Raw genomic sequence first — 24,153 nt, forward strand, 5'->3', positions numbered from 1 at the left:
GGGACGCTCCTTCTGAATGGGACTATCAGTGCCCAGCGAAACGGCCCGGCTCTAAGACTTCTCACAGAAGGGCCGCTATCACCGAAGTTTTTTCAGGACAGCAGAAACGGTCCGCCGGGCAATGCCCGAGAGGCCCCCGGTCCAGCAAGGATTTGCCGCATTTCTTGGCCGTTTCTTAGAAACGGGTTGTGAGAGTGAATGGATGATTCATTCGATGCTGCCGCTATCCGGTTTCCTTGACCCTCAAATGCTCATCTCGGGTGCGGGCGCCTGGGGGCTCGTCGCTATTTGCGCCATCGTGTTTGCCGAGACCGGGCTCCTCATCGGATTCTTCCTCCCGGGGGACACCCTCCTCTTCTTTGCCGGGGTGCTCACCCTCAGCGGCGTCATCAGCCAGCCACTATGGGTGGTCATTCCTGCGATTGTGCTCGCCGCCGCCCTCGGTGATCAGCTCGGCTACTTCATCGGTCGCCGAACCGGCCCACCAATTTTTGAGCGCCGGGAATCTGGGCTATTCAGCCGAAACAGCGTCCGGCGTACGCAAGCGTTCTTTGATCGCTTCGGACCGGCTGCCGTCATGGTCGCCAGGTTCGTCCCCGTAGTTCGCACCTTCGCCCCGGTCGCTGCAGGGGTCGGCAAGATGCGCCGGGGACTTTTCACACTGTTCAACGTTGTGGGCGCGACGGTATGGGCGACGGGTGTGGTCTTGCTGGGATACGCTCTGGCGCACATTCCCGGCGTATCCGAATTCGCTGCCCGCTACATCGACGTTGTGTTGATTGGGATCGTGGTGACTTCGATTGTCCCTGTGCTGATTCGCACCGTGATCACCCGTCGCCGACAGGTGACGTAGCTTCTACCCGTAGCTTGTGGGCAGCGCTACGCAGGTCGCGATGACTGCTTTGCTCGGGGCACTGTGAAACGGATGGCGGTGCCCTCATCAGAACTGGCCAGAACGGTAACGCTTCCGCCATAGCGCACAGCGATTTCCCGCACCAGGGAGAGCCCGATACCGAAACCGGTTCGCGCGTCCCCGCCGCCGTCTACGGCGTGCCCTGAATGCGCAAAACGATCAAAGACTCGAGCCGGATCGATGCCTTGAATACCAGGACCAGTGTCACGGACGGTGACCGAAACTGTCTTCTTCGTCCCCGTCAGCTCCACCTGGACAATTGAGTGTGCAGGCGCGAACCGCAGCGCGTTATCGAGCAAAGCCACCACACACCTGACGATGCTGGCCGTCGGCACGTGCACGGACGCGGGGCCGGCGGCATCGAACTTTATATTTACCTGTTTCTCTACGGCGATCAGCGACATTGACCGCACGGCGGTGGCGACGGCCGCGTTCACGTCGGCGACTTCGGCGTCGTGGGCTGCGGAACTGCCAACTTCCGCGGACTCGAGAAGATCATTCACGATGTTGATCAACTCTTTCGCATCGCTCCGCAGCTCGGCGACAGCGGGAACCGACGGGTCATCGACCGGTAGCGACCGTTGCAGGATCTGCAATCGGGCATCCAGCACAGCCAACGGAGTGCGCAATTCGTGACTGGCGTCGGCGACGAACGCACGCTGAATACGCAACGCATCGCCCAGCGGCTGGACTGCCCGCCGGGTGACCAACCAACTCATCACCCCAGCGAGGGCGATCAAGGCCACGCCCAGCACGGCAGCTGCGCGTAGAAGATCAACGGCGCTGAGCCGTAAATTATCGGGGTCAGGCACGGGTTCAAAGAGTTCAGCAGCTGGGATCTCCGAAAGGATGTACACGAACACGGCGAGGATGACCACCGCAACGACGGCTGCGCAGGTGAGCGCGATCCGGGTGCCGACGAGCCGTGAGGCGCGTCGTACCGCGAGGGTGTCGCTGTCGAGGATGGGGCGGTGTCTCACGGTTGTCCCAGACGGTAGCCCTGTCCGCGCACGGTCAGGACAATGTCAATATCGGTTTTGCGTCGAAGGTAGTGCACGTAAGTGTCCACCGTGCCAGCGGTGTCGTCAGCGTTGAAGACCGCGCTCAGGATTTGCTGGCGGCTAAAAGTGCGGTGAGGCGCTTCGGCGAGCAGCCTGAGCAGGTCGTTCTCTTTGACGGTGAGAAGGATTCGGCCGTCGTACGGGGAGTAGATTGTGCGGCTGTCCGGGTAGTACGCCCACCCGCCCACGACCAGGGTGCGACCTTCTCCCGTGAACACCCTGCGGATGGAGCGCAACCGGGCGAAGAGCTCGTCGAACTCGAACGGTTTGACCAGGTAATCGTTCGCGCCGGCGTCAAGTCCTTCTACCTTGTCTCTGGTGGTACCCAAGGCTGTGAGCAACAGGATCGGGGTGGTCACGAGCTTGCGTCGAAGCGCGTCCACAACGCTCAGGCCATCCAAGGACGGCAATCGCCGGTCGATGACCATGACCTCGAAATCACCGATCGCTCCAATGGCAAGGCCCTCCGCGCCGTCGGCAATCAAGGTGACCTCATAAGCTTCGGTCAGCACCTGCTTGATCAGCGGGCCCAACTTTGCGTCATCCTCGATCAAGAGCAGCCGAGCACGGTCCTTGCCTTCAGCGGTCATCTGAAGCTCCTCGAACAACGTGTACGGCAGGTGCGCCGGGACGGCGTCTAGCCCAGTGTGTCATCAACAGCAGCCACACGACATTGATCAAAGAGACTGTGGCGACCGAGTAGACGATCGAAGCGGCAACATCGGTTGGATAGTGCACGCCCAGATAGACACGCGAACCTGCAGTGGCGAGGACCACGACAATGGCCGTGGCGATGAGCGGCGCGCGCCACCGCCGGCCGCGGATAGTGAGAATCATGCCCAGCAGAAGACAGGCGGCGAAACTGGTATGTCCGCTGGGGAAACTCAGGCCGCCGGGCTCAAGAACCAGGATATGAGGCAGTGACGCGATATCGGGGCGGGGCCTGCCGACTAGTGCTTTGATCGCCTCGTTGCCCATCCAGGGGAGTGTCACGATCACGAGAAACTGGAGGGCTGGAAGGGCTTTTCGTTCGACCAAGAAGACCACGCTGCAGCCGACCACCACGAGCGCGGGAGCAACAGTGGGGCCGAACAACCAGTTGATCCCCAGTGCGACGCTGTCGAGCTGCGGGGTGTGAGCGAGATTTACCCGGCGAAGAAAATCCATCTCAGCGGCCGTCCAGACACCTTGCGCGGCTAGTGCCAGCCCGGCGCCCACCACCACGAGCAGCACGGCCGTGGCAAGGAGAGCCACCCGCACGCGCATGCTGCTCCGGTGAGTTTCGCTGATCATCCCCCCAGCGTGCCCTCCGCTGTCACAGAGATTTCTAAGAAATGGCCCCAACGAGGCCAAGGCCACACTTCCACCCACTGGCGGGACAGCCAGGAGTGCTTTGCGCGCGGGCACGACTGGAGGAATGAGTAGTCAGCGGCATGTTCACTCTCACGGTCATCTCATGCACCCCGCCCTAACCTCAAAAAAGAACTCGCAAATAGCGTCTTCTAACCAGACGAAAGGCGTTCCAACCATGGAGAAGAAAACCAAACTCGTCGGTGGCAGTGTTGCGATCATCGCTCTCGCTCTCGCTGGCGGGCTAAGCCTGACCGGCGCCGCACTCGCTACACCGAGCGCACCGACATCGACCCACTCAGTCGTGAGCGACGGCGACGGGGAAACCGCCGACGACGCAGGCACCGAAGTGGAGGACGGCACCAACGACGGCGAAACCGCCGACGATACGGGAACCGAAGTGGAAGACGGCACCAACGACGGCGAAACCGCCGACGATACGGGAACCGAATCAACCACCGAAGACACCAGCGACGACATCAACGGAGTCGCAGTGGAAGACGGCACCCAAGACTGACAACACCAACCTGCGCGAGGTCGTTCTGACCTCGCGCAGGTTGGCGCGCGGTTTTGCCAGCCAATGGGTTAGACAGCGCGCGCCGACATTCGAGACGCGTGCACAGTTCGCGGAATTCCACCCGACGTATTCCGCGCCCATCCTCGGTGATTCTGAATTCACCTGTGGGACAGGCATCTTCATGACGGGCTACTGATCCGTAGACTCGGACTGTGCAATAATCTGCGTATGAATGCAGATGCGAACGGTTGGGCAGTAGACCCGGACGGTGAATACGTCGAACTGGCTGTCGAGGTCTTCGCGATGCTCGCCGATGCCACCCGACTTCGGATTATCCTGGCCCTTCGCGATCAGGAGCTCGCGGTCAACCAGCTCGCGGAAACAGTCAACAAGTCTCAAGCTGCCGTGTCGCAGCATCTCGCTAAGTTGCGCCTGGCCCGCATCGTGACTACCCGCCGCGACGGAACCCACGTGTTCTACCGCCTCACGAACGAGCACGCCCGCCAGCTTGTTGCCGACGCCATCTTCCAGGCGCAGCACGCCCTCGACGGAATACCTGCCCACCACCGGGCGTCACAGCGCGCGGCGATCGAGTTGGAGGGGAACTCGCGTGCGTGAGGTACTGCAGAATTCGGCCTACCGCAAACTGTTCAGCGCTCAGGTCGTTGCGCTGGTCGGCACGGGTCTGCTCACTATCGCCTTGGGCCTGCTTGCGTTCGACCTGGCCGGCGGAGATGCCGGCGTCGTCCTGGGTGTCGCACTGACGATCAAGATGCTCGCCTACGTTGGTGTGGCCCCGGTCGTGTCTGCATTGACCAGCCGCGTGCCGCGAAAGGTTCTGCTGGTGTCTTCGGACGTTCTTCGTGCCGGGGTTGCGCTCTCGTTGCCCTTTGTTAGGGAGGCGTGGCAGATCTATCTGCTGATCTTCGTCCTACAGGCGGCGTCCGCTGCCTTCACCCCCGCGTTCCAGGCCCTGATCCCCGAAGTCCTGCCCAAGGAGAGCGAATATACACGGGCGTTGTCGTTGTCGCGCCTGGCGTACGATCTGGAATCGTTGCTCAGCCCAATACTCGCCGCTGCCCTGCTGACCGTGATCAGTTACCACTCGCTGTTCGTCGGAACCGCGCTGGGTTTTGTGGGATCCGCCGTGCTCGTGCTTTGGACCCGGCTTCCGCAACTGAAATCGTCCCCAGTCACCCCATTTTTGGAGCGTCTGACCCGGGGCGTACGAGTGTTTTGGGGTAGCCGGCCGTTGCGCGCGTTGCTGGCGATGAACTTTGTCGTCGCCGCGGCGACGGCCATGGTGATAGTCAACACCGTCATCCTCGTGCAGAACACACTGGGCCGCAGCCAAGTCGACTTCGCCCTGACCCTCGCTTGCTACGGCTTGGGGTCCATGCTCGTTGCCCTCCTGCTGCCGCCGGTCCTGGACCGCTACCCCGATCGCAGGGTGATGCTGACCGGGTGTTTGATCCTGCCGGTCGCGCTGGTCCTCGTCGCGATCCTGGCGTCGACGCCAGATTCGCCTGCGTCCTGGCCGGGTGTGCTGGCTCTCTGGTTTGTTCTGGGCGCTTCGACTTCGCTAATCCTGACCCCGTCCTCCAGGTTGTTGCGACGTTACTCCGATACGGGCAGCCGGCCCGCTGTATTCGCGGCCCAGTTCTCGCTTTCCCATGCCTGCTTCATTCTCACTTACCCACTGGCCGGGGTCCTGGGCGCGACGTTGGGCCTAGCCCCCACGGCCCTGATTCTGGCGGCCATCGCAGGGGGCGCCGGAGTAGTCGCGATGCGGCAGTGGAAACCTGCGGCGCCGGTTCAGGGCGCCGAGACGCAGCCCGCACCGTCCACGGCGGCGTCCTGATACCCGCTCACGACCAGAGCGATGCAGGTTGCACTGATCGATTACTGAGTCTGCTACTATCTGCGTATGGATGCAGACAAGCGGATTTGTGGACGGCTGCCCGAGAGTGACTTCGTGGAGCTCGCAGTGGAGATTTTCACGATGCTGGCAGATGCCACGAGGGTGCGCCTGATCCTGGCGCTCAACGATGCCCGCGAGTTGTCGGTGAACAGCCTTGCCGAGATTGTCGATAAGACTCCGGCGTCAGTGTCTCAGCACCTGGCCAAGATGCGTCTGGCCCGAATTGTTTCCACCCGCCAGGAAGGGACCAAGGTGTTCTACCGCCTCGAGAACGAGCATGCCTCCCAGCTGGTTCGCGATGCGATCTTCCAAGCTGAGCACAGCCTGGGGGGCACCCCCCGCCACCACCACCTCGATCTCGCCACCACAGGCACGGAGACCGCCAGCGCATGACGAGCACCCTCGCCCCAGCGCCCATCCGGACCGGTGGCCGCGTCCTCGCCAAGCCGCCGTCGATCTACCGCACCGGCGTACGCCTGCCGGAAGTGCGCTGGGCGGGACTGGCGCTACTACTCTTCCTGGTCGCGTGGCCACTGCAGCTTGCGGGCGCTGCGGCACCGGTCTGGTGGACGATCTTCCTGGGTTGTTATCTCGCGGGAGGCTGGGAGCCGGCCTGGGCGGGCATCACCGCGCTGCGAAACAAAGTACTCGATGTCGACCTACTGATGATCGTCGCGGCGATCGCCGCGGCATCGATCGGGCAAGTCTTCGATGGGGCGCTGCTCATCGTCATCTTTGCGACCAGCGGTGCCATTGAAGCCCTCGTCACCCAGCGGACAGCTGACTCGGTGACCAGCCTTCTCTCCCTCGCCCCCGAACAGGCGACCCGGCTCACCCGGACTTCCACGGGCGACGCTCTGGACGTCGTCGATACTGCGGCGCTCCGCGTGGGGGACCTCATCCTTGTCCGTCCGGGCGAGCGTATCGGAGGCGACGGTGTCGTCGAAGAGGGGATCAGCGAAGTCGACCAAGCAGCGATGACCGGCGAATCTATACCTGTGCGACGAGGACCGGGGCAGGATGTGCTCTCCGGGACTGTCAACGGCACAGGAGCGATGACGGTGCGGATCACCAGCCCGGCGAGCGAGTCTGTCGTGGCCCGGATGGTGTCCCTGGTCGCAGAAGCCTCGGAGACCAAGTCGACGCGAGCACTATTCGTCGAGAAGGTGGAGCAGCGGTACTCGCTCGGCGTCGTGATCGCCACCCTCATCGTCTTCGCCCTGCCCCTGGCGCTCGGAGAGGACTTCCCAGATTCCCTCCTGCGCGCGATCACGTTCATGATCGTCGCGTCACCCTGCGCCGTTGTACTGTCCACGATGCCGCCGCTGCTTGCTGCCATTGCCAACGCCGCCCGCCACGGCATTCTGATCAAGTCCGCCACGGTTATGGAGGCCATGGGGCGAACACAGCTCGTTGCCTTCGACAAAACCGGAACCCTGACCGAAGGAGCACCGGTCGTCACCGGCGTCGCCCCCGCCTTGGGAAGCGATTCGACTACAGCGCTTGATCTCGCGGCTGCGGTCGAGCAGCACAGCGAGCACCCGCTCGGCCGCGCTATCGTCCGCGCAGCCAGTACGGATGTAACTCCCGCAGCGAACTTCCGTGCGCTCCCTGGACACGGTGTCGAGGGAATCATCGCCGGTCAGCTGGTGCGCGTGATCCAGGCGGGAGACGAGCACGCGGACGTGATCGGCACAGTCGTCGAGGTATTCGTCGACGGACACCTCACCGGGACAATCACCCTAGAAGACGCACTCCGTCCCGACGCGGCGGCGGCCGTGGCTCACACCGCCTCGATCACCGCCCATCCGGTGCACCTGCTCACCGGCGACAACCGGCGCACCGCCACGGACATCGCCCAGCGGACAGGTATAACCGAAGTGCACTCCCGATTGCTGCCGGAGGACAAAGCGGCCACCGTTCGCCGGCTCGAAAGCGACGGTATCCCGGTGCTCCTTGTCGGCGACGGAGTTAACGACGCTCCAGCTCTCGCGTCGGCGACCATCGGTGTGGCCATGGGACGCCACGGCTCTGACCTCGCCCTCGAAACAGCTGACGCTGTCGTCATCCGAGACGACCTCTCCACCATCCCCGGAGCCATCGAACTCTCGCGCAGGGCACACCGGTTTATCGTGGCCAACCTCGTCATCGCGGGTACTTTCATTGCGGTCCTCGTGACCTGGGACCTCATCTCCACCTTGCCTTTGCCACTGGCGGTGGCCGGCCACGAAGGTTCCACGGTCATCGTCGGCCTTAACGGACTACGGCTTCTCCGCGCAAAAGCGTGGCCCGACGTGTCCAGGCCATGGGCCAAGAAGCCCTCCCTGACGGACTGAAGCATGCGCTGCCTGGCCTAGAGGACATCGTCAGGTTCAATCATCGACGTCCATGGCGAGATCGACCGGTACCCGTCGATGCCGAGAATAGGTCTGCTCGCGCACCTTGCCATCACTGCACGGGAACGTGGTCATATACGTCAGTGACCCATGGCGCCGCCTTCGGCGCCGTCCATCTTCAGGTCCAGCTTGACAGTCGGGGCGATCCCTGCGGCCTGGCTGGTGAAGGTGATCCCGTTCGGCATCGATCCGACCGGAACGGTAGCCACCACCGTCATCTCCTTGAGATCAAGTACTGAGACGGTGTCGTCAAAGGTATTGGTGATGTAGGCGTGTCGACTCGTCGGGTCGATGGTGACACCATGCGCGCCGGCGCCGGTCTCGACGGTGCGCACGAAATCAAAAGTGTCGGTGTCGATGACGGAAACAGTTGTGCCGGGATACTCTTCTGTGCCTTGGTTGGCGACCAGAAGGTATTGACCGTCGGGGCTGACGAACGTTTGGATTGGACCCACTCCCACGGGAAGTGTGGAAACGCGTTCACGGGTGCTGGTGTCGATCTTGGCTACAGCGTTGTCGCCGTTTAGCGATGCGTACACGAAGTCTCCGTCGGGCGAGAACGCTACCTGTGCGGGCAATTTGCCCACCTCGATCTCGTCGATCTGGGTGTTGGTAGCGGTGTCGATGACGCTGAGGGTCGTTCCCTTGTTGTTGGCCACGTAGATGGTCTTGCCGTCGGGGCTGGGCCTCAGTCCGTGAGGCCCGTCGCCGACCGGGATTGTGGCGATCGTCGTCATCGTGGCGATGTCGACGACTGAGACGGTGTCGTCGGCATTGTTCGTTGTGTAGGTTCGGGTCTCGTCGGGTGTGACGATGACATGGGCTGGCATCGCGCCGGTGGCGGACGTGCCCTGTACCGCGTTCGTTTGCGAGTCGATCTCCACTGCCATCGACGATGTGCCACTCAGCGCCCAGATAGATTGACCATCCTGAGTGGCTTGCACGTTGTGTGGGCTGTCGATACCCGTGAGGGTAGTTGCGACGGTATTGGTGGAAGCATCGATCGCGGTGAGGCTGGCGCCATCTTCGTTTGCGACCCAGATGGTACCTGCGACCATGTCGTTGTGGGAGGCTGCCGTCGCGTCAGAGTTTCCGGTGGTGGTTGCGACGATGACAGTCGTTGCGACGACGGCAGCGACGCCGACTGTGACTGCAACGGTTGCGAGGTGGCGCTTGTTCATCTGTACTTTCCTTTGGTTCGGTGGTCACCGGGTAGCGGTGGGCTCTGCTCGGGCGCCGGGCAGACGATCCGCCCGGTGTTTCTTTGGGCTACAGGCACGGATCGCCAACGGGCCGGGGCGTTTTAGCGAACCTTGTCGATCGTGGAGCTCAGTTCTTCGTAGGTCGCTGTGTCGATTTCGCCTCTAGCGAGACGGCGCTTGAGGATGTCGGCTGGAGTGTCGATTCTCGACTCAGGCGTGGCTGCTGTTGCGGATGCTTGTCTGGGCTGGGTGACCATTCCTACGACCATCCACACGATGGCGACGATCAGCGTCACCGAGAGCAGACTCATCAGGACCCAGCCGACCCCGCCCATACCGCCCGCATAATTTCCCATCATGGAATTTCCTTTCCTCTGGCGCCAGTGGCGCTCCTACGTCGAGTCTTCTGCCCCCGAATATGGAACTGTCGAAGGAACTATGAAGTTTCCATGTGGTTCCTCCGATACTTGATCGTTCCTTCACTGAAACTCCATCGTTGTCGATGCGCTCGCGGGCGATGGTGGAACGATGAGCACTCCATCGGCACGCACTGACAATGTCTCCACCGTCGAGTTAGCGCCGCCCGCAGCGAAGACCCAGGCCCGACCTCGGACCATCCGGACGGTGGTGACGGGGGCCCTGGGAGGGATTGCGGGCCTGATGCCGCACGTCCTCCATCACATCGGCCCTCTGGTCGGTTCAGCACTCGTAGCGGGTAGCGGCGGAACCGTTCTTTTCGGTGTCGTCGGCCTCGTAGCGTCGGTGCCGATGCTCATTTCGCTCCGCCGAAAATTCGCGAGCTGGTGGGCCCCTGGAATTGCCCTAGCAATCTTCATTGTGATGTTCTTCCTCTCCTCCTTCGTCGTTGGCCCACTGATAAGCGGGCCAACGCTGCAACCCTCCACGGGATCCTCGCGAGTAGCGCACGACACCCATCACCCCTGAGCCAACCGCGTGGCCCAGAAACCACCACAACCGACAGCACCGACAGAAATGAACTGATTAGAAATGCAATCCAACAGCGAGCGAAAACTCGGCCGGCAAGCGATCGTGGACGAGGCGAAAGGGAAGATCAAGAAGGACGAGCAACGACGGAGGATGCTGTTCCTCGGGTCAGGTGCCGTCCTGATTGCCGCCGTATTGGCGACAGTCGGAGTCGTTGTCTTGGGCAGTCCGCAGGCAGAGTCTGATGACAGCTCTGCGGCTGGCGCGATGATCGAGGGAGTAGAGAGCTTTTCGAAGCTCAGCCGTGGGCACGTCCTCAGCACGGTCGCCTTCCCGGAGTTGCCACCGGTAGGCGGGGACCATTCCGAGGACCTGACCAACTGTGGGGTTTACACGCAGCCGGTAGATACCTGGCGTGCCGTCCATTCCCTCGAGCATGGAGCCGTATGGGTGACGTACCAAACTGACTTGCCTGCATCTGAGCTTGAGGCCCTGACCTCCACCGCAGCAGCGAACTCGTATGAGATCTTGAGCCCGTATCCGGACCTGCCGGCACCGATCATCGCCTCCGCGTGGGGCAAGCGGGTCCAGATCGAGAGTGCAAGCGACCCGAGACTGAGCGATTTCCTCTCCACCTATCTGCAGGGCCCACAAACCCCCGAACCCGGCGCTCCCTGTTCCGGAGGAGTCCAAGGCTGAGCGCTTCCTCGGAAGTGAGGAGCATTCTTCATCGTTTCTTCGTCAAACATGCACTGAGCGGCGCGGGAAGAGGGACCACAGTCATGACAAGACATCCCGGCAGGAGGAAGCAATGGTCATGAGTGCGTGGCCGATTCTCGCCGGAATTTGTGTGGTGTTCGTCGTTCTCGGTGTGTGGGCGATCGCCCAGATCTTCCCCATAAACGACCGAGGCAATGACATCCCACCAGTGGACGCAGACCACCCAACCGAACCCCAGAAAAGAGAAAATCCATGAACGGGCACAACCACAGCGGCAAGTCTCATCTCATCGGCATGATCGTGATCGGTGTCGTCATCCTTGGCGGGCTGCTCGTGGCCGGAAGATCGATCGGCGAAGCGCTTCCCCTCGCAGCGGTTCTGGCGTGCCCCGTGATGATGATCGGAATGATGTTCATGATGATGCGCAGCAAAAACAAGAACACCGACACCCCGCAGGTATCCCACGACCACGGCGACGCGGGATCCGACGCAACCGCAAAGACCACGACCAAGGCTTAACCCTCGGGCGTCCGCCCTCGTCCCTACGGCACGGCAGCAGTCCGTGCACTTGTGAAGGAGCACTACATGGAGCAGGTCCTGCTCTCCACCACGATCCTCGCCTCGTTCTTGGGCGGCATCGTCGCCCTCTTGGCCCCCTGTTGTGTGTCGGTGATGTTGCCGGCGTTCTTCGCGTCCAGCTTCCGCCGCCGTGGCCAGATCCTGGGAATGACACTGGTTTTCGCTGCCGGTGTTGGCACGATCATCCTGCCGATCGCGTTGGGGGCCGCGATCGTGAGCCGCGCGCTGGCGCAGTATCACTTCTGGATCTTCAGCGTCGTGGGAATCGCGATGGTCGTTGTGGGTGTCGCCACGTTGGTGGGGTGGAAGTTGATGCTCCCGATGCCGTCGGGGAAGAGTTCCGGCTCAGGCATCGGCTCCGTGTATGGCTTGGGCGTGTTCTCTGGCGCGGCGAGTGCCTGTTGTGCACCGGTGCTGGCCGGGGTTGCCGCGATGTCTGGGGCGGCGTCGTCCATCTCTACCGCCGCGCTGGTGGGTGTGGCCTATGTCTTCGGCATGGTCGCACCGCTCTGTGTCCTTGCGCTGGTGTGGGATCGGAAGGACTGGAGCAACAGCCGGCTGCTGACGGCGCGCACTGTGGCTTTGTGGCCCGGTGGACGTCGTCTGCCGCTGTCGAGCCTGTTGTCTGGTGGCTTGATGCTCGGGATGGGTGTCGTCACGATGATCATCGCGGTTCGCGGCATCGGCATGGCGCCGGACGGCTGGCAGGTGCGGGTCACCGCCTGGCTGAACCACGCAGCGGTGGTCATCCAACAATCCATCGGCTTCATCCCCGGCTGGCTCTCGGCGCTCGTCGTCTTCGCCGCCCTCGCCGCCCTCGTGTGGAAGGCGCTGCGCGCTCGACGCCCACAGGCCGGTCACACCGCTTCGGCGACAGAGCCAAACACGGCAGAGCAGGTTGCGGCCGGTGCGACCACTCCGGCCTGTCACGACAATGCAAAGGAATCGAAGTAATGGCATCACGCAATAAGAAGCCGGCAGCAGCGATGCGGCCGCTGAGGAAGAACACCAACCGCCTTGCCGTGCTGATCGGTGCCGGCGTGGTCGTGGCCATTTTCGGCGCCTTCTTCCTCGTTCTCGCCCAGCAGCCCTCCGCACCCGCCCAGACGGCCCAGTCCGCTCCTATGGGCAGGAGCGCCGATGCGGCCGATTACGCGGTGGGATCTCCGGGGGTAGGCGAAATGGCCCCAGGATTCGCAATGGAGTCCACAACGGGGGACACCGTGGATCTGAGTGACTACTCGGGCGAATCGGTGCTCCTGTACTTCCATGAGGGACTGGGCTGCCAGCCGTGCTGGGATCAAATGCGTGACCTGGATGCCTCATCCGACCAGCTCGCCGCCGCCGGAGTCGACGATGTGCTCACGATCACCAGCGGACCGGTAGACCTGATCGCGCAAAAAATGGACGACGACAAGCTCGCCTCCGTCGCCCTGGCGGACACGAAGATGGACGTCATCAAAGAGTACGGGGCGAACGACTACGGCATGATGGGTGATTCCCGCGCTGGCCACAGTTTCATCCTCGTTGGGCCGGACGGCGTGATTGAGTGGCGCGCCGATTACGGTGGCGCCCCGGATTACACAATGTATGTGTCCATGGCCGACCTGCTCGCCGACATGAAGGCTGCCGGGGTGAGCGGATCATGATGATCACGGTCCTGACCCAGGAATCATGCCCGTCCTGCGTGAACGCCAAGAACACCCTGGCGCAGCTCAGCGATGAGTACCCCCTGGACATCGTGGAGGTTCCGTTGGCATCAGCCGAAGGCCGGGAGCTTTCGAACCGGGTCGGGGTCGTTTTCGCCCCGGGCATCTTGATCGACGGCGAGTTATTCAGCTACGGTCGCTTGTCGGAAAAAAAGCTGCGCCGCCATCTCTCCTCGCTGGAGTGGCCCGCCACACGCTCGCCGGCGAGCTCAAGCTAACGGAGCGATCATGTCTAACATTTTCTCCCGGCGCACCTTTCTCGGTGCGACCCTCGCCGCAACAGCCACAGCGGTTCTCGCTTCGTGCACGACTGGCACGGACTCACCAGCCTCGGTAGACCGGATCCTGTCGACCGATCCTCTAGTCGCCAAGTATGAGGCGCGCCGTGGGGCCAACGGCGCCACCATCACCCAAAACCTCACCGCCGGGAGCTTCGACACTATGGTCGCCGGCACTGCTTTGACCACGTGGGGATACAACGGGACACTCAACGGGCCTCTCATCCGGGCAAAAACGGGCGACGTCCTGAACGTGCCGGTGACGAACACCCTGGCAGAGCCGACAAGCATCCACTGGCACGGCCTCGCCTTACGAAACGATGCAGACGGCGTCCCTGGCGTCACCCAAAAGGCCGTTGCTCCAACCAGTGACTATGGGTACAAGTTTTTGCTCAACCAACCCGGCACGTACTGGTACCACTCACACGTGGACATGCAGCGAGAACGTGCCCTGTCGGGCGCGCTCATCATCGACGACCCCAATGAACCCATGCCCTACGACCAGGAATGGGTCATCCTCCTCGACGACTGGCTCGATGGACTCCCGGGCACCCCAGACGATGCGCTGAACACTTTGGCTGACGGGTCGGGTATGAGCGGCATGGACTCGGGAATGAGCGGAATGGGGTCGACCTCCACCAGCCCATACTTGGGCGGCGACGCCGGCGACGTGCCATTCCCTGTCCACCTGTTCAACGGGCAGGCTCCGCAAACGGCCGAACTGTTCGACAGCCGACCGGGTAGTCGGATCCGCTTGCGCATCATCAATGCGGCGGGGGACACCGCCTACAGGGTGGGTGTCCCCGGCCAGAAGCTCACCCTCACCCACACCGACGGCTTTCCTGTGCAGCACCAGGAGGTGGACGCCGTGGTCCTGGGAATGGGCGAACGCATCGACGCGCTCGTCACCGTCGTCGATGGCTACACTCCAGTTCTCGCTCTCCCCGAAGGCAAGGACGGAAGCGCCTACGGTCTCATCCGCACAGGTTCTGGTACCCCACCCTCGCCAGAACAGATGCCGTCTACTTTGACGGGTGACGTCACCGACGGCGGTCAGTTGCGAGCCGATGAATCCGTCCGCCTCCCGTCCCGCACGCCGACCCGGCGACACGAAATGCGACTGACCGGGGGTATGCACTCTTACGACTGGAGTATCAACGGTCGCACCTTCAACATGGACGACCCATACGCCGGCGCCTTCGACGTCAGCCTCAACGAGCGCGTGCAGATCACGATGATCAACGACACGATGATGTGGCATCCGATGCACCTGCACGGGCACAGCTTTCAGATCGCGGGCAACGGAGCGCGCAAGGACACCGTCATTGTCCGGCCGGGGGAAACTGTCACCGTCGAATTCGATGCGGATAACCCCGGCCAATGGTTGGTCCACTGTCACAACGCGTACCATGCTGCTCGGGGGATGATCGGCCTGGTCTCCTACGTGAGGTGATGCGAGACAGGCAGTGGGCTCGTCTTCCCGACGTCATTCCTCATCGCGTCCCAGCTTCGGCTGTCCGTCCGGGTTGCTCAGGAGCGCGCGTTGCACGGTCACGGTGTCGACGCCGAGAGTGGTCGCGATCGTGTCAATGGTGGCGCCTCTTTCGCGCATATCTATAGCCACAGCGATCCTTTCATTTGTCATCGCTGTGGGGCGCCCGCCCTCTTGCCCGTGTGCTCGAGCGGGTGCGGGGCCTTCGCGCCGGTGCACTTGGATCGATTCGGTACGCAGCTGTGCGAAAACGGCGATGATGTCGAAAAGTGCCCGGCCTGACGGGCCGGTCGTATCGATCGCCGGTTCCGCTAACGAACGAAGTCCGATGCCGCGTTCGCTGAGCTCATGAAGCAGTGCAATCAACCGGTCGTCACGACCCAACCGGTCCAGCTGGCTCAGCTGGCACACCAGCAAGAGGTCACCGGCTCGCAGGTAGTCCAGGCAGGCCGAGAACTGTGGCAGCGACGCCTTATTCCTTGACTCGCCGTGGTCCACAAACACGCGCTCGGCACCGGCCGCAGTCAACGCGATTTCTCGTTCATCAACGCTCAGCTTGCGTGTTGCAACACGCGCGTAACCGATGACAGTCATCCCTGCCTTCCTCGCTCAGGGGCTTCTGGGGCCAATGCATCGGCTGGCGCGCGGACATCTGCAGCTGGAATCCCAGCGTGGCCCTGCCTAGTCGGCACCTTGGGGTCTATCTCGGGCTCGGGGTGGCGCCGCGACTGCACGATGATCAATATGATCCCTGCAATGGCGACGACAGTGGCGTTGAGCATGTTGATTTTGAACCCGCCGAGTTCGAACTCGGTGGGGTCGAGTCGAAAGGACTCGAACCAGGTGCGGCCCATCCCGTAGATAACGAGGTAGAGACCCAGGGCGCGTCCCCACCGGAGGCTGAAATGCCGTTCGGCGAGCAGGATGATGGCCACGCCGAGCAGATTCCACAGAATCTCGTAGAGAAACAGGGGATGAAAGAGGGTGCCCTCGGGCAAGCCAGTGGGAAATGCGGGTTGTGTTGGATCTATTTGTAGTCCCCAGGGGAGGGTTGTCGGAGTGCCGAAGAGTTCTTGATTGAAGTAGTTACCGACCCGTCCGAATGCCTGTGCTAGCAACATTCCCGGGGCCAGGGCGTCGGCGAACGACAGGAAGCGCAGTCCCACCCTGCGGCAGGCGATGTAGGCGCCGAGGCTGCCAAAGAGGATGGCGCCGAAGATGGCCAGGCCGCCTTCCCACACGTAGAGCGTCTTCCAGAGGTCAGCGCCGGCGTAGAAGTAATCGGTGGGGTGGGTGATCACGTGATAGAGCCGGCCGCCGATGATGCCGAAGGGCACAGCCCAGAGGGCGATGTCGAGCACCGTACCGGGCGCTCCGCCGCGCGCGGTGAGTCGCCGGGAGGTGAGGGCCACCGCGACGGCTATCCCGGCCAGGATGAAGAGGGCATAGAAGTGGATCTGGAATGGTCCGAGTTGGATGGAGCTGATGTCGGGGCTGGGGATGCTGGCGGGAACGTTCATGGGGTCGTGGTCGTTTCTTGGGTTTTCGGGGCGTGTGGGAGTGTTATGGGTTGGTGGCGTCGCCGAGGACTGGTGTCCAGGTGGCGCCGAAGTCGGGGGAGGCGCTGATGCCGCGCTGGTCGGCGACCAGGATCCAGGGGGACTTGCCGCCGACGGCGCTCAGGGCTTCGGGTGCACCCTCCGCCTGGCCGGTCTGCGTCCACAAGCCGGTTTCTTCTTGCCGCCACAACGCACCGGCGGGGTCGACGCCAACGAGTTCGCCTCCGGCACTGTCATCGAAGATGTCCACAAGCAGCAGGACCGGCGCGTCGGAAACGGTACCGAAGGTACGGCCACCGTCTGAACTTTCGATCAGGCCGTCCGCCGTTGTCGCGATGACCCGATCGGGATCAGACGGGTCTGCTGTCAGGTCCCGGATCGGCACGGTCGCACCCATCGTCCAGGTGGAACCGCTGTCGTCGCTGATCATCAGGGCGCCTTGCTGCGCGTCATACCCGTAGACCCGGAGATCGCCGGTGGGCAGGGGCACCGTGTCGAGGTCATGAAAATCCGTCTGTCCGCCCAGCGATACCGTGTCCCAGGTTTGTGCCTGGTCTCTGCTGGACACCAGTCCGAGGTTTGGTGCCCCGGCGGCAGATTGCTCTGTGGGGTCCGGGTGGCCTGACATGAAGAGCACTCCGGTGGGGGAGACCGTGAACCCCATGGCGTCCGGGGCGCGGCCTCCGATCTGGGTTAGCTTTGTGGCAGCGGGCCGGGCCGCACCCGTGAGGTAGGTATCCGGCAAATTCCCTGTCGGGATTAACCACACGCCTTGGTGGGTTGCCACGTACGTGTTTCCGCTCCTGGGGTCAGCGCCGAGCCCGTGAATGTGCTCAAACGCGGTACCCGGACTCGACGACTCGTCGACCGTGGAGCAGCTGGCAAGGGCCACGGCTGCTCCCGCAGCGATCAGTATCGTGCCGACCAACTGGGACCGGCGCCGCCTAGCCAAGGGTGATCCCTCGTGCGCTCATGAACGGCTCTGGATCGATGCGGGCTCCGTCAACTCGAGTCTCGAAGTGCAGGTGGCAGCCGGAGGATGCTCCGGTGGTCCCTACCAAGGAAATGGTCTGCCCGGCGGAGACCTGCTCGCCGTTGCTGACCAGGATTTCGCTGTTATGGGCGTACCCGGTTTGGACCCCGTTGCCGTGATCGATGAGGACCCAGTTGCCGTAGCTGCCGAGGTACCCGGAGTAGATGACGGTGCCACCCGTTGCGGCTTTGACGGGAACACCGCATCCGGCGGCGAGGTCCGTGCCGTAGTGGAACGCGCCGACGCCGGCGACGGGTCTGTTGGGACGCGGACCGAAGTTGTCGCTGATCCACCCGGACACGGGAAGGGCCCAGCCCTGTCCACTGAGCTGACCCGAATCTGAGCCGGCGGACCCGCTCGATCCGCCCGTGGATGCCTGAGCGACTGTTGCCGCCGCCGCCGCGGCTTCGGCAGCGCGTCGGGCATCCTCTCCCTTGACAAAGTCGGCTTCTGTGGCAGCGCGTCCCTCGGCGAGGACGGCCAGTTGCGCTTGCATGGTGCCCGCGTTTGCTTGCTGCTCAGCCAGCGCGACCTCCACCGCGGCGCTGGCAGCGATGGCCTGGGTGAGGGCAGTCTCGGCTTCCTTGGCCAAAGCGCCAAGTTTGTCTTGGGCGACCTTGGCCTGGTCGGTCAGGGCGGTTGCGGAGTTTCGGTCGGATTCGGCCTGCTCATAGACCGCCGACGACCGTTCCGTGAGTTTGCTCATGGCGCCCAGCTGATACAACAGTGCGTCGGTCTCATCTCCAGCCATGAGGATAGCCAGTGAAAGGTCGGGGCCCCCACTGCGGGCGAGACTTGATGCAAGCCGGCCGGCTTGTTCGCTGGAGAGTGTGGCTTGCGCGCCGGCCTCGTCAGCCTGGGCTTGCAGAGTTGTGGCGCGGTAGGTGGCCTCGTCGAAGGCGCCCTGGGCCTGTTCGAATTCGGTACCGCGCCGCGTGGACTCTTCCTGTGCGGCGGCGACATCGGCTGTCAGGCCGGATATGAGGTTGGTGAGTGTGCTGATCTGTTCTTGTTTGGACGCTTCGTTTGCACGCGCGTTTTCAACATCGGACCAGGACGGGTACTCGGCTGCTGCTGCCGGTTGGGCGGCCCAACCGGCACCGGACACCAAACTGAGGACTAGAGCAGCGGCCGAGAGGGCTTTCAGGTTCCGGCGCGGCAGGCGACGTTGATCGCGTCTAGGGATCGTCATGATGTGCTTACCTTCTCTGTCAGCCAGGCGTATGGGTCTGTGGGGGTGACCCCGTCGAGGAGGATCTCGAAGTGAAGGTGGGGGCCGGTGCTTTGGCCGGTGTTGCCGACGTTTCCCACCAGCTGGCCGACGAGGACGGGATCACCGACGGCCAGCGCGAGGGTGCCTTCCGTCATGTGGGCGTACAGGCTGCTCACGAGGCGCCCGTCGATTATGTGGTCGATGATCGCGTACACGCCCAGTCCGCTGTTGTCAGTGCTGGAGATTTCTCTCACGACGCCATTCGCTACAGCCTGAATCGGGGTATTCACGCCCGGATTCATATCCAGGCCTTTGTGGAAGCTGGAGCATCCATCGCACGGCGGAATCCGAGGGCCAAAGTCAGTAGAGATCGGCACACCAACGAGGAAGGGCCATTGGATCGCAGAGCCGAGATCGTTCGTATAGGTGTTGGCGGTCTGGGCGTAAACGCCCGGGAGCGAGTCCTCAGTTCGCAGCGTCTCCTGGATGGACTGGGACGAAAACGTGTCCTGGGTGACGGTGATGGTCCCGTTCTCCGACGCCGTGACGTTCTGCACTGCCACATCGGATCGCTCAGTGGGCACCGCGAGGGTCTGCGCGTATGGGTTCACGGCGAGGGCTGGCACTGACACGCTGACGGCGAGGAGGGCGGCGAACGCTAAAGCGACCGCGGAGGACAGCTGTTTCCGAAGGGTGACTTTCACACGGCGGGCCGGCCGGCGGGCCGCTGGGAGTCGTCGTTGTGCCCGGCCGCGGCTGTGCGGGTGTTTATCGGCCAAGCGCCGTTGTTTGCGGGAGAGATCGGGTGATGCGGTCATGAAGAGATGGTCCTTGCGATCACAATGGCACGCCCCATCGGTGCCTCAGCGAGGCTGAAGAGAGGGAATCCGAGTTGGGCACGCCGCGGATCGGGGCCGCAATGCGCGGCCCCGATCCTGGTGGAGTAGTTCTACAGGGTGGCGAGGATGTCGTTCATGACAGCAATCTCGGCGGTCTGGCTGTCCACGATGTTCGTGGCCATGTCCACAGCATCCGGGAATTGTCCTTCGTCGATCTCGGTCTGAGCCATCGCGACTGCGCCCTGGTGATGAACGATCATCTGTTCGAGAAAGAGCTTTCCTGCGTCTTCTGACGAGGCGGACTTGAGGGCGTTCATGTCGTCGTCGGACATCATGCCGTCCGTGCCGTGATCCATCTCAGACATATCCATCTCACTGGAGCTGGTGTCATCCATGCCCCAGGCGGTCAGCCAGGATTCGAGCTGCTTGATTTCGGGCTCCTGGGCGTCTTTGATCTCGGTGGCCAAGTCCACGATGCGCTGGTCGATGCCGTCCTTCGCGAGAAGGTCATCGCTCATTTCGACGGCCTGTTCGTGATGGGGGATCATCATCTGGGCGAACTCGACGTCCGCGTCGGCGAAATCGACCGATGAGGCGGAGGACCCCGGGGAGCTGGGGGCGGCGGATGAACCGGTGTCGGTTGTTCCGCCGGCGCAGGCGCTGAGAGTGAGTGCAGTCGCGACGGCCGCGGCAGCAAGGAAGTAGGTACGAGGCTTGGGCATTGTTAATCCATTCAGAGTCAGGCGTAAAAAACCGGTTCGCGATACGGAAGGCGGGCGTCTGTCGACGCGAAGCCGATGCCGGTTTTAGGTGCGACTGATGGAGAGGACGACCAAACTGGGCCGGAAAAGATGAGGTGCAGGGCCATGGAAGACAGAGACGACGCGCCCGCCCGCCTCGAGCAGGCGGCGATACGTGGCCGGGGAGCGGGCGAGAATGATGAGAGCCGCCAGGACTAGCAGGATGGCGCAGGTCATCGCCCACATGGCGCATTCGAGCATGCAGTCGGCGCAGCCCAACAACCCGACCTCGGCGTGCGCCACGAGTGGGATTATCGCGGCTGTCGCCACGACCGCCACGTCAGTTCGGAATTCAGCGCCGCTCGGGATGGTATCGGAATGTGCGGTGGACTCGGCTGCTGCCGACGACGCGATGCCGTGCTCGCCGATCATGGAGTGCATGGCCAGGATGCCCAGCAGCATGGTTGCCAGGACCAGAACCGACGTGAACGCGTGTGCGAGGACGGTCCTGTGGCGACGGCCAGCTACGGAATTGCCGTGCGGGTTCATGTCACCTCCAGTGCCGTTCAAATCAGGTTGCAAACGCGGATACCCCAAAACCGTATCGGCAGTTGACAAAGTTCAGCTGTGAATGCCGGGGCAGATCAGCTGATCTCGGCCGGGTGAGCTTTCAGGCTGGGGGATGTCGTCTGCACTGCCCGTAGGAGCCCACGAAAGCCACGCAGTCGCAGGCTATTGCTCACGACGAAAACCGACGACAGCGCCATGGCGGCACCGGCGATCAGCGGATTGAGCAGGCCCAGCATGGCAAGAGGGATCGCGGCCACGTTGTACGCGAAAGCCCAGAAGAGGTTGGCCTTGATAGTTGACAGGGTGCGCCGAGAAAGCCGGATGGCGTCGGCGGCGGCGACCAGGTCGCTTCGCATCAGGGTCAGATCGCTGGCCTCGATGGCGACGTCGGTGCCGGTGCCCATGGCAATGCCCAGGTCGGCGGTAGCCAGCGCCACAGCGTCGTTCACGCCGTCGCCGACCATTGCCACAACGCGGCCTTCTCGCTGGAGTGCCCGGATGACTTCGGCTTTCTCGGCCGGGAGGACACCGGCGCGAACATCGGAGATGCCGAGTTCTGTACCGACGACACGAGCCACTGTCTCGTTGTCGCCGGTGAGGAGCACGGGCTGCAGACCCAGGCGACGAAATTCCTCGATCGCGGCAGCACTGGTGTCCTTGACAACGTCAGATACAGCCAGGATGCCTTGCGCCTGCCCGTCCCAGGCGACGGCTACAGCAGTCTGACCATGTGACTCGCACGAGGACAGGGCGAGCTTGAGCTCGCTAGGGAGCTCAATGGACCAGTTCTCACTGAGCCAGCTCGGGCGACCCACCAGCACGACCCTTCCATCTACAACGGCCTGCACGCCGAGACCGTCTGTGGATGAAAATGACTCCGGCGTCGGAAGGTTCAGCAGCCGTGCTCTCGCGCCAGTCACGATCGACTTGGCGATCGGGTGTTCTGATCCCGACTCCGCAGCGCCGGCGAAAACCAGGAGTTCCTCGTCGGTGGTGTTTTGAGCCGGATGGACGGCAACGAGGGTCATCTGCCCGGTTGTGACGGTGCCGGTCTTGTCGAGAACGATGGTGTCGACTCGTCGCGTCGACTCGAGAATCTGCGGTCCCTTGATCAAGATGCCCAGTTGAGCGCCCCGACCGGTTCCCACGAGCAAAGCCGTAGGCGTGGCCAACCCGAGCGCACAGGGACAGGCGATGATCAGTGTCGCCACCGCTGCCGTGAAGGCCACCACGGGGCCGGCCCCGACCAGAAGCCAGACAACGAGGGTGCCGAGGGCGAGGGCGATCACGATGGGCACGAAAATGGCGGATACGCGATCGGCGAGTCGTTGCACCTCCGCTTTGCCGGTCTGGGCCTGTTCGACCAAGCGACCCAACTGGGCCAGCTGGGTATCGGAGCCGATCCGTGTTGCCTGGATGACGAGGCGGCCACCGGAGTTCAAAGTGGCGCCGACCACGGCATCGCCCGGGCCGACCTCGACGGGAACGGATTCACCGGTGAGCATGCTCGCATCAACCGCAGAGTTGCCCTCCACGACGGTGCCGTCAGTGGCGATTTTTTCGCCAGGCCGCACCACAAAATGGTCTCCCACAATCAGAGATGACGTCGGCACAGTCGTCTCGACACCGTCACGCAGCAGTGTTGCTTCTTTCGCGCCCAGCTCGAGCAACGCACGGAGCGCGGCGCCGGATTGCTTTTTTGCGCGTGCTTCGAAGTATCTTCCGGCGAGGATGAAGACCGTGACAGCCGATGCGACTTCAAGGTAAATTTCGTGCGCAGCGCCCCCGGGTTCTGTGGTGAGGCTGAAGTTCATGGTCATTCCGGGCATCCCCGCGGTGCCGAAGAACAGAGCGTAAAGCGACCACCCGAGTGCCGCGAGCACTCCCATGCTGATCAAGGTGTCCATGGTCGCTGCGCCGTGCCGCAGGTTGACCCAGGCAGCGCGGTGGAACGGCCAGGCGCCCCAGATCGCGACGGGACCGGCGAGCGCCAGGGCGAGCCACTGCCAGTTGGAGAACTGGAGGGGAGAGACCATGGATAAAACAACGACTGGTGCGGCCAACACTGCGGAGATCACAAGTCGCTGGCGAAGACTTTCGACTTCTTTGTCGGCGTCGGTGGGCACCCCGACCCCGTCAGGCGTGGGGCTAACGGGACGGGGGAGGACGGCACTATATCCGGTCGCCTCAATGGTGGCGATGGCGTCCTCAACGGTCGTCCCGTCTGGAATGAACACGCTCGCCTTCTCCGTTGCGTAGTTGACGGTGGCCTCAACGCCCGTCATTCGATTCAGTTTCTTCTCGATCCGCGCTGCACACGACGTGCAGGTCATCCCTCCGACGACAAGATCGACCTGTACCCCACTCACGGAGTCTCAAGGATCAGTTCGTAGCCTGCTTCATCGATGGCGGCGGCGATTGCCGCCGGGTCGACGGGACTACTGCTGGACACGGTGACCAGGGAGAGGCCGCCGGGTGCGAGGTTAACGCTGATGCTGTCGGTGCCCGCTACTCGACCTATTTCCGTCGTCACGCTCGCGACGCAGTGGGAGCAGGTCATCCCTGCAACCTGGAAAGTGCTTGAGAAGCCCGAGTCAGCCATGGGTGAAGCGTTGGCGACGTCGGGATGTGAGCCATGAGCGCACGCACAGGATGAGTCCGTGAGGCCGAGGTCATTGTCTTTACCAGTGAGCATGATCAGAAGTTCCCTTCGTTGCTGACGGCCGATTCCGTCGCGTTTACCCCTGGGGGGTACATCCGACTATACCCCCTTGGGGTATCAAGCCCCCCAAATTGTTGGAGGCCGCTTTTTCGAGACCGCGGAATCCACCTGCTCGGGACCTTTGTTGACAGGTACCCTAGGGGGGTATAGCGTCGGCCAAGAGGGACGCAGCTGTCGTCCCTGGAACGCGAAGGAAGGGAACTGCCCATGAGCACCGAAGAGGTATCAGCCGTGATGGAGGTTGGCGGCGTGCAGTGGGCCTCATCCAAAGCAGTCGCCGAATCTATGCTGGGCCGCCGCCCTACGTGTCAGGGTGAGTTGAGGCCAGTAGCTCAGAGCAAGTCCGCCGTTTGACGTAGGGCGAGAATCAGGAAGTCCCACCATGTCCAGCCCA

26 protein-coding genes are annotated in these 24,153 nt (G+C 62.8%); 12 read left to right on the forward strand and 14 right to left on the reverse strand.

The window, feature by feature from the left end:
• Positions 1-202: 202 nt before the first annotated feature.
• A complete protein-coding gene (locus RCH12_RS15510; RefSeq protein WP_327017458.1) occupies positions 203-853 on the forward strand; it encodes a DedA family protein in 651 nt (216 codons plus the stop codon).
• 26 nt (positions 854-879) lie between these two features.
• Here RCH12_RS15510 and RCH12_RS15515 read toward each other — a convergent pair whose 3' ends face one another.
• Genes RCH12_RS15515 through RCH12_RS15525 form a run of 3 tightly spaced genes read right to left on the reverse strand, consistent with a single transcriptional unit; the run spans position 880 to position 3,267 of the window.
• Positions 880-1,893 carry a sensor histidine kinase gene (locus tag RCH12_RS15515; protein ID WP_327017459.1) on the reverse strand — a complete coding sequence of 338 codons (1,014 nt, stop codon included), beginning with the start codon at positions 1,891-1,893 and terminating at the stop codon, positions 880-882.
• Positions 1,890-2,564 carry a response regulator transcription factor gene (locus RCH12_RS15520; protein ID WP_327017460.1) on the reverse strand — a complete coding sequence of 225 codons (675 nt, stop codon included), beginning with the start codon at positions 2,562-2,564 and terminating at the stop codon, positions 1,890-1,892. Before RCH12_RS15520 ends, RCH12_RS15515 begins: the two co-directional genes overlap by 4 nt.
• Positions 2,554-3,267: a phosphatase PAP2 family protein gene (locus RCH12_RS15525; RefSeq protein ID WP_327017461.1), complete on the reverse strand. Its 714-nt coding sequence runs from the start codon at positions 3,265-3,267 to the stop codon at positions 2,554-2,556. Before RCH12_RS15525 ends, RCH12_RS15520 begins: the two co-directional genes overlap by 11 nt.
• Positions 3,268-3,430: 163 nt before the next feature.
• On the opposite strand from RCH12_RS15525, the gene RCH12_RS15530 reads away from it, so the two are divergent.
• From RCH12_RS15530 to RCH12_RS15550, 5 genes are all read left to right on the forward strand, one after another.
• Positions 3,431-3,841 (forward strand): hypothetical protein, encoded by a 411-nt coding sequence (locus tag RCH12_RS15530; RefSeq protein ID WP_327017462.1) that lies wholly within the window; start codon positions 3,431-3,433, stop codon positions 3,839-3,841.
• A 228-nt stretch (positions 3,842-4,069) separates the two neighbouring features.
• Entirely contained in the window at positions 4,070-4,459 is a 390-nt protein-coding gene (locus tag RCH12_RS15535) for an ArsR/SmtB family transcription factor (protein ID WP_327017463.1), read from the forward strand.
• The gene (locus RCH12_RS15540; protein ID WP_327017464.1) at positions 4,452-5,702 is read left to right on the forward strand and encodes an MFS transporter; all 1,251 of its coding nucleotides are present in this window, start codon (positions 4,452-4,454) and stop codon (positions 5,700-5,702) included. The genes RCH12_RS15535 and RCH12_RS15540 overlap by 8 nt, the downstream gene beginning before the upstream one ends.
• 66 nt (positions 5,703-5,768) lie before the next feature.
• Entirely contained in the window at positions 5,769-6,155 is a 387-nt protein-coding gene (locus tag RCH12_RS15545; RefSeq protein WP_327017465.1) for an ArsR/SmtB family transcription factor, read from the forward strand.
• A complete protein-coding gene (locus RCH12_RS15550) occupies positions 6,152-8,098 on the forward strand; it encodes a heavy metal translocating P-type ATPase (protein ID WP_327017466.1) in 1,947 nt (648 codons plus the stop codon). Before RCH12_RS15545 ends, RCH12_RS15550 begins: the two co-directional genes overlap by 4 nt.
• A gap of 140 nt (positions 8,099-8,238) precedes the next feature.
• Here the strand turns inward: RCH12_RS15550 and RCH12_RS15555 are convergent, their stop codons facing one another.
• Together RCH12_RS15555 and RCH12_RS15560 are read right to left on the reverse strand one after the other, a co-directional pair.
• Positions 8,239-9,339 carry a YVTN family beta-propeller repeat protein gene (locus RCH12_RS15555; RefSeq protein WP_327017467.1) on the reverse strand — a complete coding sequence of 367 codons (1,101 nt, stop codon included), beginning with the start codon at positions 9,337-9,339 and terminating at the stop codon, positions 8,239-8,241.
• A 122-nt stretch (positions 9,340-9,461) separates the two neighbouring features.
• Positions 9,462-9,719, reverse strand: coding sequence for an SHOCT domain-containing protein (locus RCH12_RS15560; RefSeq protein ID WP_327017468.1), 258 nt, complete (start codon positions 9,717-9,719; stop codon positions 9,462-9,464).
• 649 nt (positions 9,720-10,368) lie between these two features.
• Here RCH12_RS15560 and RCH12_RS15565 point away from each other — a divergent pair.
• The 6 genes from RCH12_RS15565 (at position 10,369) to RCH12_RS15590 (ending at position 15,044) form a co-directional block, all read left to right on the forward strand.
• Positions 10,369-11,004 carry a DUF3105 domain-containing protein gene (locus tag RCH12_RS15565; protein ID WP_327017469.1) on the forward strand — a complete coding sequence of 212 codons (636 nt, stop codon included), beginning with the start codon at positions 10,369-10,371 and terminating at the stop codon, positions 11,002-11,004.
• Between the two features lie 273 nt (positions 11,005-11,277).
• Positions 11,278-11,544 carry a hypothetical protein gene (locus tag RCH12_RS15570; protein WP_327017470.1) on the forward strand — a complete coding sequence of 89 codons (267 nt, stop codon included), beginning with the start codon at positions 11,278-11,280 and terminating at the stop codon, positions 11,542-11,544.
• 66 nt (positions 11,545-11,610) lie between these two features.
• Positions 11,611-12,558: a cytochrome c biogenesis CcdA family protein gene (locus tag RCH12_RS15575; protein ID WP_327017471.1), complete on the forward strand. Its 948-nt coding sequence runs from the start codon at positions 11,611-11,613 to the stop codon at positions 12,556-12,558.
• Positions 12,558-13,253, forward strand: a complete 696-nt coding sequence (locus RCH12_RS15580) for a peroxiredoxin family protein (protein ID WP_327017472.1) — start codon at positions 12,558-12,560, stop codon at positions 13,251-13,253. The genes RCH12_RS15575 and RCH12_RS15580 overlap by 1 nt, the downstream gene beginning before the upstream one ends.
• Positions 13,250-13,531: a glutaredoxin family protein gene (locus RCH12_RS15585; protein WP_327017473.1), complete on the forward strand. Its 282-nt coding sequence runs from the start codon at positions 13,250-13,252 to the stop codon at positions 13,529-13,531. The genes RCH12_RS15580 and RCH12_RS15585 overlap by 4 nt, the downstream gene beginning before the upstream one ends.
• A 10-nt stretch (positions 13,532-13,541) precedes the next feature.
• On the forward strand, positions 13,542-15,044 hold the full coding sequence (locus RCH12_RS15590) for a multicopper oxidase family protein (protein WP_327017474.1): 1,503 nt from the start codon (positions 13,542-13,544) through the stop codon (positions 15,042-15,044).
• A gap of 33 nt (positions 15,045-15,077) precedes the next feature.
• Here RCH12_RS15590 and RCH12_RS15595 read toward each other — a convergent pair whose 3' ends face one another.
• The 9 genes from RCH12_RS15595 to RCH12_RS15635 all read right to left on the reverse strand — a co-directional run bounded on the left by RCH12_RS15595 (position 15,078) and on the right by RCH12_RS15635 (position 23,639).
• The gene (locus RCH12_RS15595; protein WP_327017475.1) at positions 15,078-15,677 is read right to left on the reverse strand and encodes a recombinase family protein; all 600 of its coding nucleotides are present in this window, start codon (positions 15,675-15,677) and stop codon (positions 15,078-15,080) included.
• Positions 15,674-16,603, reverse strand: a complete 930-nt coding sequence (gene lgt, locus RCH12_RS15600) for a prolipoprotein diacylglyceryl transferase (protein ID WP_327017476.1) — start codon at positions 16,601-16,603, stop codon at positions 15,674-15,676. The genes RCH12_RS15595 and lgt overlap by 4 nt, the downstream gene beginning before the upstream one ends.
• Before the next feature lie 43 nt (positions 16,604-16,646).
• Positions 16,647-17,534: a F510_1955 family glycosylhydrolase gene (locus RCH12_RS18565; protein WP_442784583.1), complete on the reverse strand. Its 888-nt coding sequence runs from the start codon at positions 17,532-17,534 to the stop codon at positions 16,647-16,649.
• Between the two features lie 52 nt (positions 17,535-17,586).
• A complete protein-coding gene (locus RCH12_RS15610) occupies positions 17,587-18,783 on the reverse strand; it encodes a peptidoglycan DD-metalloendopeptidase family protein (RefSeq protein WP_327017485.1) in 1,197 nt (398 codons plus the stop codon).
• A gap of 80 nt (positions 18,784-18,863) precedes the next feature.
• Complete coding sequence (locus RCH12_RS15615) at positions 18,864-19,706, reverse strand: M23 family metallopeptidase (RefSeq protein ID WP_327017478.1); 843 nt, start codon at positions 19,704-19,706, stop codon at positions 18,864-18,866.
• 131 nt (positions 19,707-19,837) lie between these two features.
• The gene (locus tag RCH12_RS15620) at positions 19,838-20,449 is read right to left on the reverse strand and encodes a DUF305 domain-containing protein (protein ID WP_327017479.1); all 612 of its coding nucleotides are present in this window, start codon (positions 20,447-20,449) and stop codon (positions 19,838-19,840) included.
• An 84-nt stretch (positions 20,450-20,533) separates the two neighbouring features.
• On the reverse strand, positions 20,534-21,085 hold the full coding sequence (locus tag RCH12_RS15625) for a hypothetical protein (RefSeq protein WP_327017480.1): 552 nt from the start codon (positions 21,083-21,085) through the stop codon (positions 20,534-20,536).
• Between the two features lie 26 nt (positions 21,086-21,111).
• Positions 21,112-23,370 (reverse strand): heavy metal translocating P-type ATPase, encoded by a 2,259-nt coding sequence (locus RCH12_RS15630; RefSeq protein ID WP_327017481.1) that lies wholly within the window; start codon positions 23,368-23,370, stop codon positions 21,112-21,114.
• A 32-nt stretch (positions 23,371-23,402) separates the two neighbouring features.
• The gene (locus tag RCH12_RS15635) at positions 23,403-23,639 is read right to left on the reverse strand and encodes a heavy-metal-associated domain-containing protein (RefSeq protein ID WP_327017482.1); all 237 of its coding nucleotides are present in this window, start codon (positions 23,637-23,639) and stop codon (positions 23,403-23,405) included.
• Positions 23,640-24,153 lie beyond the last annotated feature (514 nt).

Source organism: Cryobacterium sp. MP_3.1 (assembly GCF_035984795.1).
Taxonomy (GTDB): domain Bacteria; phylum Actinomycetota; class Actinomycetes; order Actinomycetales; family Microbacteriaceae; genus Cryobacterium; species Cryobacterium zongtaii.